The sequence below is a fragment of the Nonomuraea harbinensis genome (genome assembly GCF_019396385.1).
Lineage (GTDB): Bacteria > Actinomycetota > Actinomycetes > Streptosporangiales > Streptosporangiaceae > Nonomuraea > Nonomuraea ferruginea.
Window position 1 is genome coordinate 10,913 of the sequence record NZ_JAHKRN010000050.1, and the last position, 12,581, is coordinate 23,493.

Here is a 12,581-nt window from a genome sequence, read left to right on the forward strand (position 1 = left end):
TGCCGGAGGAAACGCGAAAGGCGGGGCCGTGAGGGCGGCCCCGCCTTTCGCGTAGGGGAGATCAGGCTTTCTCGGCCTCGCCGGCGGCCTGCTCCAGCGCGTCCTCGGGGGACTGCTCCAGGTCCTGCTCGGCGTCGGCGGCCGCCTGGGCCGACGCCTTGTCCAGGCGGACCCAGCTCGTCACGCTCTCGACGGCGAACAGCACGAACAGGTAGGCCGTCAGCACCGCCAGCACCGGCGTGACCAGGCCGAACGCCGCGCCCGCGCCGATGATGAGCAGCCGCAGCTCCCAGCCGAGCCCGGCGTAGAACACCCAGGCCGGCGGCCAGATGCTCTGCCGGGTCCGGTAGACGGTGTCGTAGGTGTGGTAGCCGACCACGTACACCAGCACGAACAGCAGCCACTTCGGCGCCCCCGCCGCGAGGCCGACCACGATCATGGCGAGGAACTCGGCGGCGCGCAGCAGCGGCGGCGTGAGCCAGTCGAAGCGGCCCAGGTGGTCGCGCGGCGCGGTCGGCAGCACCAGCAGCAGCACGATCAGCGACGGCAGCAGCATCGTGAAGCCCGGCTGGACCAGGCCGGTCACCGTGACGGCGATGACGGCCAGCAGCGCGGCCAGCGTGGCGGGGACCGGCGGCAGGCCCTTGCCGAGCCTGCCCGACAGCACGTGGACGAGGGGACCGTCGTCGCGGTAGGCGAGCAGGCGGGCGGTCTGGATGCGCCGGCGCTCCTCGTCGGGGTCCGGCGTGGGGGTTGCGGCGGCCTGCGGCTGGGTGATCATGCGAGCGACCTCATGAGGCGTCCGGTGAGAGTGTAAACGGCGGCGACGGAGCCCCAGATCACCAGCGTGAGGAAGGTAATGCGGGCGTCGAAGAGCGCAGCGGTGATCGCGATGGCCGCGAACCGCTCGCCGATGGGGAACACGATCATTTTACGCGCCCAGTGGACCGCGCGGTACTTGCCGGCCTTGGACCACATCTTGAGCATGCGCTTGACGCCACTGCTCTGCTCGACCTTGCGGCGCTCCAGGGCCTGGCGCAGGTCACGGTCGTCGCGGGCGTCGAGCGCCAGCGTGGGCAGCTTGGCCGGGGGCTTGCGGCGGTTGGAGATGCCGAAGGAGAAGTCGAGCAGGTGGCGCACGGACTGCAGGCCGAGGGCGGCCAGCGCGAAGATCCAGATGTCGTCGCCGCCGTTGCCCGCCACGACCCAGCCCACGGCCAGCCCGGCGAAGACGACGTACTCCTTGAACCGGTCGAACGTGGCGTCGAGCCACGCCCCCAGCACCCCGAACTTGCGGGCGTAGCGGGCGACCTGGCCGTCGACGCAGTCGAACACGAAGGCGAAGTAGATCAGCAGCCCGCCGGCGATCATCCACGGCCGCTGGCCGGTGGCGAAGCAGGCGGCGGCGGCCACGCCGAGGGCGATCGAGATGAGCGTGACCTGGTTGGGCGTCAGCCCCCGCCGGGCCGCCCAGCGGGCGATGAACCGGGAGTAGGTCGAGACGAAGTAGGTGGTGAAGAAGCCGTCGGCGCCCTTGACCGCGTTGTTGAGCCTGGCGCGGTCCTCGTCGAAGCCGGACATCTCGACGGCGGCCTCGTTGGCCTGCTCCTGGGAGGTGACGCGGCGGTAGAACAGGTCGCGGCGGCCCCGGATGCCGACCGACACGCCTTTGCGCACCAGGCCGAAGGCGATGATCTGGACCAGGTCGTCGTCGTCGCCGAAGGCGGACGCCATCGCGGCCAGCTCGCGGCAGGTCTCGGCGAGCATCGGCGCGTTGCGCGCGCTGATGTACATCGGGCCGAGCAGCACGGCGTTGGGCCTGGTCACCAGGTGGGTGGCGGTGCCGACCGAGATGACCCGGGTCTTGCCGATGCGGGAGCGGACCGGCAGGCCCTCCACCTCGTTCATGCCGATCTCGGGCTCGGCCTCCGCTATCGGGACGTTACCGTTGAGCTGGTCGTCCTCTGTCTCCTCGCCCTCCTCTTCCGCCACCGGGCGCGGCTCCTTGGCGACGAGGACCAGCGCGCCGCGCTTGGTCTTGTTGATCTGGTAGATCAGCTCGTCGTGGATGACCGAGTTCTCCGGGATGATGAACAGGGGCTCGGTCGCGGACTCCGCGACCTCCGCCAGTGCGCGCAGGGCGGCGGCCACGTCGCCGGAGCCGATCGTGGCGGGCGTCGGGTCCATGGTGAGGACCTGGTTGCGCAGTCGCTCCGCGACGGTGGGATTGCCGGGAAGTGCGGCGAGCCTCAAGCCGGTCGGAGCGGTGTCGGGGCCGGGTGAAGAGCCCAGCAGGACCACGCGGGTCATGACTACCTTTCGGCGGTAACGGAGGGGTGAACAGTGGGCAATGCGGAACAGGCGTCAAAGTCTAGTGACGGTTGCGGAAAGGCGTGTCACACCGCCATGGGAGTAGCACGAAGTGTCGTCACTTTGATACGACCGTAGGATGGCCGGGTGAGTCTCTATCGTGACGAGGGCGTGGTCCTGCGCACGCAGAAGCTCGGCGAGGCCGATCGCATCGTCACGGTTCTGGCCAAGCGCACCGGCAAGATCCGGGCCGTCGCCAAGGGGGTGCGCCGCACCACCTCGCGCTTCGGGGCGAGGCTGGAGCCGTTCACCCACGTCGACCTCCAGCTCCACACCGGCCGCACGCTCGACGTCGTCACCCAGGCGGAGACGATCAGGCCGTACGGCGAGGCGCTGGCGAGCGACTACCCGCGCTACACCGCCGGCACCGCGATGCTGGAGACCGCCGACCGGCTGACCCACGGCGAGAAGGAGCCGGCCCTGCGGCAGTTCCTGCTGCTGGTGGGCGGGCTGCGCACGCTCGGCGAGGGCGATCACGAACCCCGGCTGGTGCTCGACGCCTATTTCCTGCGCTCGCTGGCCGTCGCCGGATACGCGCCCGCGCTGGAGGCGTGCGCCAAGTGCCGGGCGCCCGCGATCCGGGCGTTCGCCATCGTGGCGGGCGGCGTGGTGTGCGGGGCGTGCCGGCCCGCCGGCGCGGCGGTGCCCGCCGGTGAGACGATCGGCCTGATGACGGCGCTGCTGCGCGGCGACTGGGCGACGGCCGACGCGTCCGAGCAGCGACACCGCAGCGAGTGCAGCGGCCTGGTCGCCGCCTATCTGCAATGGCACCTCGAACACGGGATACGCTCGCTCCGCCACGTAGAAAGGGAGCCCGTTTGAACGTCCGCCCGCCGACACCCCATCCGTCCGGCGCGACCCCGCCGCCGATCCCGCGTGAGCTGGTGCCCCGCCACGTGGCCATCGTCATGGACGGCAACGGCCGGTGGGCCAAGGCCCGCGGGCTGCCCCGCACCGAGGGGCACAAAGCGGGGGAGTCGTCGCTGTTCGACGTCATCGAGGGCGCTCTGGAGCTGGGCATCCCCTACCTGAGCGCCTACGCGTTCTCGACGGAGAACTGGAAGCGCTCGCCCGACGAGGTGCGCTTCCTCATGGGCTTCAACCGCGACGTGATCCGCCGCCGCCGCGACGAGCTGCACGCGATGGGCGTGCGGGTGCGCTGGGCGGGCAGGCCGGGCCGGCTGTGGAAGAGCGTGATCTCCGAGCTGCAGTCCGCCGAGGAGATGACCCGGGCCAACCGCAAGCTGACGCTGCAGTTCTGCGTCAACTACGGCGGCCAGGCCGAGATCGTCGACGCGGCACTCAGGCTGGCCGACGACCTCCAGGCGGGCCGGGTCAAGCGGTCCAAGGTCGACGAGAAGGTCTTCGCCCGCTATCTCGACGAGCCCGAGATCCCGGCCGTCGACCTGTTCGTGCGCTCGTCGGGCGAGCAGCGCTTCTCCAACTTCCTGCTGTGGCAGTCGGCCTACGCGGAGATGGTCTTCCTCGACCGGCTCTGGCCCGACTTCGACCGCAGGGACCTGTGGGAGGCGTGCGAGATCTACGCCAAGCGCGACCGGCGTTACGGCGGAGCTCTGCCCAACCCGGTCTAACCGTTCCCCGCGCGGGGAACTCTTCCCGCATGCGGCGACTCGCCTGGCACACCGCGCTGATCATCGCGGCCTACTACGTGGTGCCCCTGCAGGAGGACCAGCCCGACTGGGTGCGGTTCCTGCGGGTGGCCTGCGTGATCGCCGGTCTCGCCCTGGTGTGCTGGAGCGTCGTGAGGGAGGCCAGGCAGCAGTCGGCCGGCGACGAGGGCGGGCTGACCCCGGCCACGCTGGCGCTGATCACCGTGGCGGGCGTGGTGCTGTTCGCGCTCGCCGACTACAACGTGGCCTACTGGCGGGAGGGGGAGTTCGCGGGCCTGGAGACCAGGACGGACGCGCTCTACTTCGCGGTCTCCACGCTGGCCACCGTCGGTTTCGGCGACGTGCACGCGCAGGGTCAGCTGGCCAGAGGGCTGGTGCTGGTGCAGATGGCGTTCAACCTCATCGTGCTCGCCACCGCCGCGACCCTGCTGACCGGCAAGCTCAAGGCGGGTCAGGCGCGGCGGCGGGCGCGGTAGGCGGCGACGTGCATGCGGTTGCCGCAGGTGCGGCTGTCGCAGTAGACGCGGCTGCGGTTGCGCGACTCGTCGACGAAGACGTGCTCGCAGTCGGGCGCCGCGCAGGTGCGGAGCCGCTCCCACTCGTCCTCCACCAGCAGGTGGGCCAGGGCGACGCCGCAGTCGGCGGCCAGGTGCTCGGCCAGCGTGGCGTCCGGGGCGAAGTAGTGGACGTGCAGCGGATGGCCGTCGTGCTCGGTCAGGCGCGGCGTTATGCGCGTCTCGGAGAGCAGCCCGTTGAGCAGGCGCACCGCCGTCGGCTGGTCGGCCGCGGTGAAGACGCGGTAGAACGCCTCCCGTATCATCCGGACCTGGCCCAGATCACGCGCGGTGAGCCCGCCCAGACCGCTGACCTGCCGCCCTTCGACGAAGGACTGCAGCTCGGTCAGAGTGGCGAGCCGGTCTTCGCCGCCCGTCGACGGGGAGGTGTTGACGAGCTCGACGACGGTGCCCAGGGAATGCTGCATGTCATGGCCAAAGGGCATGTTGACTCCTGTCGGGGCCGGTTCTAGCGTGGTCGCAGCGTATCTCTCCCACGGGGGGCCTGGGATTTCCGATGAGTTCACACCGCCGAATCGTGCTGATCGCGATCGCAGGCGCTCTGATCATTTCCACCTCCGGGCCGCTCGTCCGGCTCGCCGACGTGGCGCCGGCGACCTCGGCGATCTTCCGGTGCGCGTACGCGATCCCGCCCCTGATCGTGCTCGCCACGCTGGAGCGGCGCCGGCGCGGGCCGTTCAGGGGCAGGCCCCGCCTGCTGGCGTGGGTCGCGGGCCTGATGTTCGCGCTCGACCTGTTGTTCTGGCACCACTCGATCGCGTACGTGGGCGCCGGGCTGGCCACCGTGCTCGGCAACCTCCAGGTGTTCATCGTGGCGTTCGCCGCCTGGGCGATCTTCCGTGAGCGGCCGTCGCGCGCCCTGATGGCGGCCACCCCGGTGGTGTTCGGCGGCGTCGTGCTGATCTCCGGCGTGTTCGACCGGGCCGCGTACGGCGTCGACCCGGTGCTCGGGGTGGTCACCGGCGTCGCCACGTCGCTCTCGTACGCGGCCTTCCTGCTGCTCATGAAGAGCGCCTCCGACCGCTCGGCGGCGCCGCTCGCGCACGCCACCGTCGTGGCCACGCTCGCCATGACGGCGCTCAGCCCGGTCTTCGGCGGCGCCGACCTCACCGTCAGCTGGCCCGAGCACGGCTGGCTGCTGGTGCTCGCGCTCGGGCCGCAGGTGCTCGGCTGGTCGCTCATCACGTACTCGCTGCCCCGCCAGCCCGCCGCGCTGACCGCGCTGCTGCTGCTCGTCCAGCCGATGACGACGGTCGGCCTGTCGGCGGCCGTGCTCGGCGAGCGTCCGTCGGCGCTGCAGCTCGCGGGCTGCGCGGTGGTCGTGCTGGGCGTGCTGTGGGGGTCACGTCGCGATCAGCCCGCCTCCGGCGGCTTGGAGCAGGACGAGCAGGTGCCGAAGACCTCGACGGTGTGAGTGATCTCGGTGAAGCCGTGGTCGGCGCCGATGGTCTCGGCCCAGCGCTCCACGGCGGGGCCCGCCACCTCGACGGTGTGGCCGCAGCGGCGGCAGACCAGATGGTGGTGGTGCTCGCCGGTGGCGCACGCGCGGTAGACCGACTCGCCTTCGTCGTTGCGCAGCACGTCGACCTTGCCGTGGTCGGCCAGCGTCTGCAGCGCGCGGTAGACCGTGGTCAGCCCGATCTTCGCGCCGTGCTGGCGCATCTCCGTATAGACGTCCTGGGCGCTGCGGAACCCCTCGCTCTGACGCAGGGTTTCGTGGACGGCCTGCCGCCTGGAGGTCATCTGACCTCCTTGACGCGGACGCTGCCTGCCTGCTGGCTCACGTTCGACTCCTGGGATCGGCCTTGACGTACGAATCTACCGACACCGAGGGCCAGGACGAAGCCGGCCAGGGCGAGAAGGACGATGGCCGCCCCCGGCGGCACCCGCGTGGAGGCGGTCGAGGCGAGCAGCCCGCCCACCGACGCCACCACGCCGAACACCATGGCCAGCAGCATTGTCGTGCGGAACCCTCTGGTGAGCTGCTGGCTGGTCGCCACCGGGATCACCATGAGCGCGCTGACCAGCAGCAGGCCGACCACCCGCATGGCGATGACCACGGTCAGCGCGGCCGTGACCGCGACCAGCACGCTGAGGAAGCGCACCGGCAGCCCACTGGCCCTGGCCATCTCCTCGTCCTGGCAGAGCACGAACAGCTCCCTGCCGAAGACCGTGACCACCCCGAGCACCAGCACGGCCAGGCCGCCGATGACCCAGATGTCCTCGGTCGTGACGCTGGCGATGGCGCCGAACAGGTAGGAGTTGAGCTTGGCGTTGCTGCCGCCGGGCGCGATGCCCATGAGCATGACGCCGCCCGCGATGCCGCCGTAGAACAGCAGCGCCAGCGCCACGTCGCCGCTCGTGCGGCCGCGCGCCCTGACCAGCTCGATGGCGAGAGCCCCCGCGATCGCCACCACGACGGCCGTCAGCACCGGGGCGGTGCCGGTCAGGAAGCCGAGCGCGACGCCGGTCAGCGCCACGTGGCCGATGCCGTCGCCGAGCAGGGCCAGCCTGCGCTGCACGATGAACGTGCCCACGGCGGGCGCGCAGAGCCCCACCAGCAGGGCGGCGATCAGCGCGAGCTGGAAGAACTGCTTGTCGAGCAGGCTCAGGTCGATCATGGTTCTCCCTGCCAGCCGCGGAGCGGGCCCGCGGCGGCTTCGGCGGCGTGCGGGTGCACGTGCTCGTGACCCGGTCTGGCGCAGTCGCCCTCCGGCTCGGGGGGCGGCCCGTCATGGGCGATGCGGCCCTCCCGGACCACCACGCCGCGCGTGATGAGCGGCTCCAGCGGGCCCAGCTCGTGCGCGACCAGGACGATGGTCTTCCCGGCGGACACCAGGCGGGCGAGCGTGTCGGCGAGCAGCCGCTGGGTCCCGGCGTCGACGCCGGCGGTCGGTTCGTCCATCACGTAGGTGTCGGGCTCCCCGGCCAGCGCGCGGGCGATGAGCACCCGCTGCTGCTGGCCTCCGGACAGGGCCTGCGCCGAGTCGCCGGCCCGGTCGGACAGCCCCACCGCCTCCAGAGCGCGGGCCACGGCCTCCCTGTCCTCCTGACGGTAGGGGCTCAGCCTGCGCCGCCGGGCGACCCGGCCGGAGGTGACGACCTCCCGTACGGTGGCGGGCACGCCGCCGCCGATCGCCAGGCGCTGCGGCACGTAGCCGATGCGCCACCAGTGGCGGAACCGCGCGGGCGGTGAGCCGTAGAGCAGGGTCGTGCCGCCGGACAGCGGCGTGAGCCCGAGCAGCGCGCGCACGAGCGTCGACTTGCCCGAGCCGTTGGCGCCCATGATGGCCACGACCTCGCCCTCGCGGACGGTCAGGTCGACGCCCGCCAGCACAGGCCGGCCGTCGAGCGCGACCCGCCCGCCGGTCATCGCGAACGCGGTCTCGCTCATGTGGTGCACCCCAGGGCCGTCTGCAATGTCCTCAGATTGTCGCGCATCGCGGACGCGTAATTGCCGGAAGGCGCGCTCTCCAGCGGGTCGAGCACCGCCGTCTTCGCGCCGACCTCGCCGGCCAGCACCTCGGCCACCTTGGGGCTGACCAGCGCCTCGGTGAAGATCGTGGTCACCTTCTCGCGCTTGGCCAGCTCGGCCACCTCGGCCAGCCGGGCGGGCGAGGGCTCGGACTCGGGGTCGAGCGTGATGCCCACCTGCTCCAGCTTGTAACGGTCGGCCAGATAGCCGAACGCCTCGTGCGCGGTGACCATCGTGCGCGTCGAGCAGGTGGCCAGGCCCTTGCTAAACTCCTCGTCCAGCGCGGTGAGCGAGGCGGCGGTCTTGGCGGCGCGGTCCTTGAACGCCTGCGCGTGCGCGGGGTCCGCGGCGGCCAGCCGCTCGCCCAGCTCCGTGGCGACGGCGGCGAACCTGGACGGGTCGAGCCACAGGTGCGGATCGTAGGAGACCTCGTGGTCGTGGGCCTCCTCGCCTTCCTCGTGCTCGTGCTCGTCGTGCCCGCCCGCCGGGATCGTCCGGACGGCGGTGGCGGCGTCGAACGCCGTGTCGGGCGCGACGGCCTCGTCCACCGCGGGCTGCACGCCCTTGATGTAGACGGTGAGCGCCGCGTCCTCCAGCTGGGCCATCTGGTGGGCGCCCAGCTCCATGTCGTGCGGCTCGACACCGGGAGTGGTCAGGCTCGACACCTGGACGTCGGAGCCGCCGACCTGCTCGGTGATCCACTGCAGCGGATAGAAGGCGGCGACCACCTGCGGAGTGTCTCCGGTGGCCGCGCCGGTCCCGGCGTCGGCGCCGCACGCGGTCGTGGCCAGCAACGTCGCGCCCGCGAGCGCCCCAGCGACCCGCATACGGGAATGTCCTGACATCATGTGAGTCAGTATGCCGGGGAATGAAAATGGTTGTCAAAGTCGATGGCTTGGGATGCCGGACGGCGGCTGGGGGCCAGGCCTTCCGCACGGCATCCCGCCATCACCTCGGGGGAGGTACGCCGGCTGAGCCGTAGCCGGCACCCGAGGTGAGGTCCAGCCGCTGTTCGCCCGCGTAGACGTTCATCGAGTCCCCGCGCAGGAACCCGATGAGCGTCAGGCCCTCCTCGGCGGCCAGCTCGGCCGCGAGGGAGGACGGGGCGGACACCGCGGCGAGCACCGGAACGCCCCCCATCACCGCCTTCTGCACCAGCTCGAAGGAGGCCCGGCCGGACACCATCAGGACGGTGCCCCGCAACGGCAGCCGCCCGTTCCTGAGCGCCCAGCCCAGGAGCTTGTCCACCGCGTTGTGCCGGCCCACGTCCTCGCGGACGCAGAGCGGCTCGCCCTCGGCGGTGAACAGACCGGCGGCGTGCAGCCCGCCGGTCCGGTCGAAGACCCGCTGGGCCGCGCGCAGCCTGCCGGGCAGGGCCGCCACGGTCGCCCGGCCGAGTTCGACGGGGTCGTCGTGCGCGGCCCAGCGGGCGACGGTGCGCACCGCCTCCAGCGAGGCCTTGCCGCAGACCCCGCAGGAGGAGGTGGTGTAGAAGTTGCGCGGGGCCGGGGCCTGGACGCCCGGCGCGAGCCGCACGTCCAGGACGTTGTAGGTGTTCTGACCGTCCGCGGTCGCGCCCGCGCAGTAGCGGATCGTGGCGATGTCGTCCGCCGAGCCGACGGCCCCCTCGCTGACGAGGAAACCGGCGGCCAGGTCGAAGTCGTCGCCCGGGGTCCGCATGGTGACGGTCAGCGGGGTTCCGTCGAGCCGGATCTCCAGCGGCTCCTCCGCGGCGAGCGAGTCGATCCTGCGCGTCGGGGCGGCGTCCCTGATGCGCAGGATGCGGCGCTTGACGGAGACCCTAGACATAGCCGAACCCGAACCGTCCCTTGACGCAGAGATTGCCATGGGTGACCGGGTTGTCGTGCGGCGACGTCACCTTCACGATCTTGTTGTCCTGTACGTGCAGGGTCAGGTTGCAGCCGACCCCGCAGTAGCTGCAGATCGTCGTGGTCTCGGTCTGCCGCGACTCGTCCCAGGTGCCCTCGGCCCGCATGTCGAACTCGGTCTTGAACGACAGCGCCCCGGTGGGGCACACCTCCACGCAGTTGCCGCAGTAGACGCAGGCCGAGTCGGTGAGCGGCGCGTCGAACTCGGTGGAGATCGTCGCGTCGAAGCCCCGGCCGGCCACGCCGATGGCGAACGAGTTCTGCCACTGCTCGCCGCACGCGTCGACGCACTTGTAGCAGAGGATGCATTTGCCGTAGTCGCGCACGTACAGCTCGTTGTCGACCTTGGCGGGCTGCTCGACGGTGGCGGCGTCGTCGCCGAACCGGCCGGGTTCGGCGCCGTACTCCTCGATCCACTCGGCCGCCCGCGGCGTCGTGGACAGGTCGACCGACGAGCCGAGCAGTTCCAGCACGACCTTGCGGCTGTGGCGGGTGCGCTCGGTGTCGGTGCCGACCGTCATGCCCGGCTCCACCTTCCTGGAGCAGGCGGGGGCGAGCGTCCGCGAGCCCTCCACCTCGACGACGCACACCCGGCAGGCGTTCTTCGGGGTGAGCGTGTCGCCGTAGCAGAGAGTCGGGACGTCCTTGCCCGCCGCCGCGCAGGCGTCCAGGATCGTCGAGCCTTCAGGCACGCGGACGTTCTCGCCGTCGATCTCGACGTCGACGAGCCGCCGAGGCGGCTGCAGCGGGATCACCGGTACACCCCCAAGCGGTCGATGGCTGATTCCACGGCGTTCCAGGCGGTCTGGCCGAGCCCGCAGATCGAGGCGTCCCGCATGGTCTGCCCGACCTCGCGCAGCAGCAGCAGGTCCCGCTCGTCCACCCGCTCCGACAGGCGGTGCAGCGCCTCCTCCTGCCGTACGGTGCCGACCCGGCAGGGCACGCACTGCCCGCACGACTCGTCACGGAAGAACTCGGCGATGCGCAGCAGGATCGCCTTGAGGTCCACGCTGTCGTCCAGCACGAGCACCACGCCGGAGCCCAGCGTGGCGCCCGCCTGCCTGGTGCCCTCGAACGTCAGCGGGATGTCGGGATCGGTCACGAACGCCCCGGCCGCGCCGCCGAGGAGCACCGCCCGCGTCTCGCCCACCGGGCCCGCCAGGTCCATCAGCTCGCGGAGCGTCGCGCCGAACGGCAGCTCGTAGATGCCGGGCCGGGCGACGCCGCCGGACACGCAGAACAGCTTCGTGCCGGTCGAGGACCCGGTGCCGGTCGCGGCGTACGCCTGGGCGCCGTGCTCCAGGATCGGCAGCACGTTGACCAGCGTCTCCACGTTGTTGACCACCGTGGGCTTGCCGAACAGGCCCTTCTCCACCGGGAACGGCGGCTTGCTGCGCGGCTCGCCGCGGAAGCCCTCGATGGAGTTGAAGATCGCGGTCTCCTCGCCGCAGATGTACGCGCCCGCGCCTCTTCTCAGCTCGATGTCGAAGTCGAAGTCGTGGCCGAGGATGCCGGCGCCGAGCAGGCCCCTGGCGCGGGCGGTGGCGATCGCGTGCTCCAGCCTCCTGACGGCCCTCGGGTACTCGCCCCTGATGTAGAGGTAGCCCTTGGCGCAGCCGGTGGCGTAGGCGGCGATCGTCATGGCCTCGACGAGCGCGTACGGGTCGCCCTCCATGATCACGCGATCCTTGAAGGTGCCCGGCTCGCTCTCGTCGGCGTTGCACACCAGGTAGTGCGGGTGGTCGGGCTGGCGTGCGGCGGCGTCCCACTTGCGGCCCGTCGGGAAGGCCGCGCCGCCCCGGCCGACCAGCCCCGACTCCAGCACCTCGCGGATCACCCCGGCGGGGCCGAGCCGGAAGGCCCGGCGCAGCGCGGCGTACCCGCCGTTGGCCCGGTAGTCGTCCAGGCTCGCCGGGTCCGCCACGCCGATGCGGCGTAGCAGGACGAGCCCGTCCTGCCCGGCCTGGGGCACGGCGGCCTCGGCGGGAGGCTCCCCGGCGTCCCCCGTCTGCCTGGCGCGCGGCCCGTCGGAGGCGGCCGTGCCGTTGGAGGTCGTGCTGGAGGAGCCGTTGAGCGGGACGCCGTCCGGGCCGGGCAAGCCCGTCCAGATTCCGTCCCCGATCGTCTCCGGGAGGACCGGCCCGTACACGTCGGCCGTGGGCGGGTCGCCCGCCTCCAGGGCGAGGGCCGCCGGGGCGCGCTCGCACAGGCCGAGGCACGGGCTCGGCTGCCAGGACTCGCCGGGCGGGCCGAGCCGCTCCTCGACGCGCCGCCGTACCGCGTCCGCGCCCTTGGCGTGGCAGGCGAGGTCGGTGCAGACGTGCAGCACCCGGGGCGGGCGCGGTTGCACGGAGAGCAGCGAGTAGAAGGTCGCCACCCCGTACGCCTCGGCGGGCGGCACGGTGAGGCGGCGGCAGATGTAGTCGAGCGCGCCCTCGCTGATCCACCCCACCCGGTCGTTGACCGCGTGCAGGGCCGGCAGCAGCAGGTCGCGGGAGCTCTCGGCGCGGGCCGCGACCCGCAGGTCGGTCGCGGTCCGCTCGCCGCCGTCCCAGGCGGAGGCGGGCGGCCCGAGCAGCGCGTCGACCGCCTCGCGCTCCTCGGCCGTCGGCTCCGCGTCACGGAATCGCAGGTCCATCGC

14 protein-coding genes are annotated in these 12,581 nt (G+C 72.0%); 4 read left to right on the plus strand and 10 right to left on the minus strand.

The features are described from left to right. Positions 1-61 precede the first annotated feature (61 nt). On the minus strand, positions 62-781 hold the full coding sequence (locus KME79_RS46650; RefSeq protein WP_148033384.1) for a DUF5941 domain-containing protein: 720 nt from the start codon (positions 779-781) through the stop codon (positions 62-64). Then, entirely contained in the window at positions 778-2,310 is a 1,533-nt protein-coding gene (locus KME79_RS46655) for a CDP-alcohol phosphatidyltransferase family protein (protein ID WP_219549716.1), read from the minus strand. The genes KME79_RS46650 and KME79_RS46655 overlap by 4 nt, the downstream gene beginning before the upstream one ends. Positions 2,311-2,457: 147 nt before the next feature. Between KME79_RS46655 and recO the strand changes: the two genes are divergently transcribed. Genes recO through KME79_RS35690 form a run of 3 tightly spaced genes read left to right on the plus strand, consistent with a single transcriptional unit; the run spans position 2,458 to position 4,477 of the window. Continuing rightward, a complete protein-coding gene (gene recO / locus KME79_RS35680) occupies positions 2,458-3,192 on the plus strand; it encodes a DNA repair protein RecO (protein ID WP_148033382.1) in 735 nt (244 codons plus the stop codon). Then, positions 3,189-3,962 carry an isoprenyl transferase gene (locus tag KME79_RS35685; protein ID WP_148033381.1) on the plus strand — a complete coding sequence of 258 codons (774 nt, stop codon included), beginning with the start codon at positions 3,189-3,191 and terminating at the stop codon, positions 3,960-3,962. The genes recO and KME79_RS35685 overlap by 4 nt, the downstream gene beginning before the upstream one ends. Positions 3,963-3,991: 29 nt before the next feature. Continuing rightward, the gene (locus KME79_RS35690; protein ID WP_219549717.1) at positions 3,992-4,477 is read left to right on the plus strand and encodes a potassium channel family protein; all 486 of its coding nucleotides are present in this window, start codon (positions 3,992-3,994) and stop codon (positions 4,475-4,477) included. Here KME79_RS35690 and KME79_RS35695 read toward each other — a convergent pair. Next, a complete protein-coding gene (locus KME79_RS35695) occupies positions 4,453-5,001 on the minus strand; it encodes a CGNR zinc finger domain-containing protein (protein ID WP_148033379.1) in 549 nt (182 codons plus the stop codon). The genes KME79_RS35690 and KME79_RS35695 overlap by 25 nt on opposite strands. Before the next feature lie 92 nt (positions 5,002-5,093). Here KME79_RS35695 and KME79_RS35700 point away from each other — a divergent pair, with 92 nt between their 5' ends. Further along, the gene (locus KME79_RS35700) at positions 5,094-5,990 is read left to right on the plus strand and encodes a DMT family transporter (RefSeq protein WP_308249181.1); all 897 of its coding nucleotides are present in this window, start codon (positions 5,094-5,096) and stop codon (positions 5,988-5,990) included. On the opposite strand, the gene KME79_RS35705 is transcribed toward KME79_RS35700, so the two are convergent. The 7 genes from KME79_RS35705 to KME79_RS35735 form a co-directional block, all read right to left on the minus strand. After that, positions 5,930-6,319 carry a Fur family transcriptional regulator gene (locus KME79_RS35705; RefSeq protein WP_219549718.1) on the minus strand — a complete coding sequence of 130 codons (390 nt, stop codon included), beginning with the start codon at positions 6,317-6,319 and terminating at the stop codon, positions 5,930-5,932. The two genes, KME79_RS35700 and KME79_RS35705, sit on opposite strands and share 61 nt — an antisense overlap. Beyond that, a complete protein-coding gene (locus KME79_RS35710; RefSeq protein ID WP_148033376.1) occupies positions 6,316-7,197 on the minus strand; it encodes a metal ABC transporter permease in 882 nt (293 codons plus the stop codon). The genes KME79_RS35705 and KME79_RS35710 overlap by 4 nt, the downstream gene beginning before the upstream one ends. Beyond that, on the minus strand, positions 7,194-7,970 hold the full coding sequence (locus KME79_RS35715) for a metal ABC transporter ATP-binding protein (RefSeq protein WP_219549719.1): 777 nt from the start codon (positions 7,968-7,970) through the stop codon (positions 7,194-7,196). The genes KME79_RS35710 and KME79_RS35715 overlap by 4 nt, the downstream gene beginning before the upstream one ends. Beyond that, positions 7,967-8,878, minus strand: coding sequence for a metal ABC transporter substrate-binding protein (locus tag KME79_RS35720; protein ID WP_246640983.1), 912 nt, complete (start codon positions 8,876-8,878; stop codon positions 7,967-7,969). Before KME79_RS35720 ends, KME79_RS35715 begins: the two co-directional genes overlap by 4 nt. Before the next feature lie 121 nt (positions 8,879-8,999). Further along, positions 9,000-9,860, minus strand: a complete 861-nt coding sequence (fdhD, locus tag KME79_RS35725; protein WP_219549721.1) for a formate dehydrogenase accessory sulfurtransferase FdhD — start codon at positions 9,858-9,860, stop codon at positions 9,000-9,002. Beyond that, positions 9,853-10,692 (minus strand): 2Fe-2S iron-sulfur cluster-binding protein, encoded by an 840-nt coding sequence (locus tag KME79_RS35730; protein WP_261808883.1) that lies wholly within the window; start codon positions 10,690-10,692, stop codon positions 9,853-9,855. Before KME79_RS35730 ends, fdhD begins: the two co-directional genes overlap by 8 nt. Further along, positions 10,692-12,578, minus strand: coding sequence for an NAD(P)H-dependent oxidoreductase subunit E (locus tag KME79_RS35735; protein WP_219549722.1), 1,887 nt, complete (start codon positions 12,576-12,578; stop codon positions 10,692-10,694). The genes KME79_RS35730 and KME79_RS35735 overlap by 1 nt, the downstream gene beginning before the upstream one ends. Between the last annotated feature and the right edge of the window lie 3 nt (positions 12,579-12,581).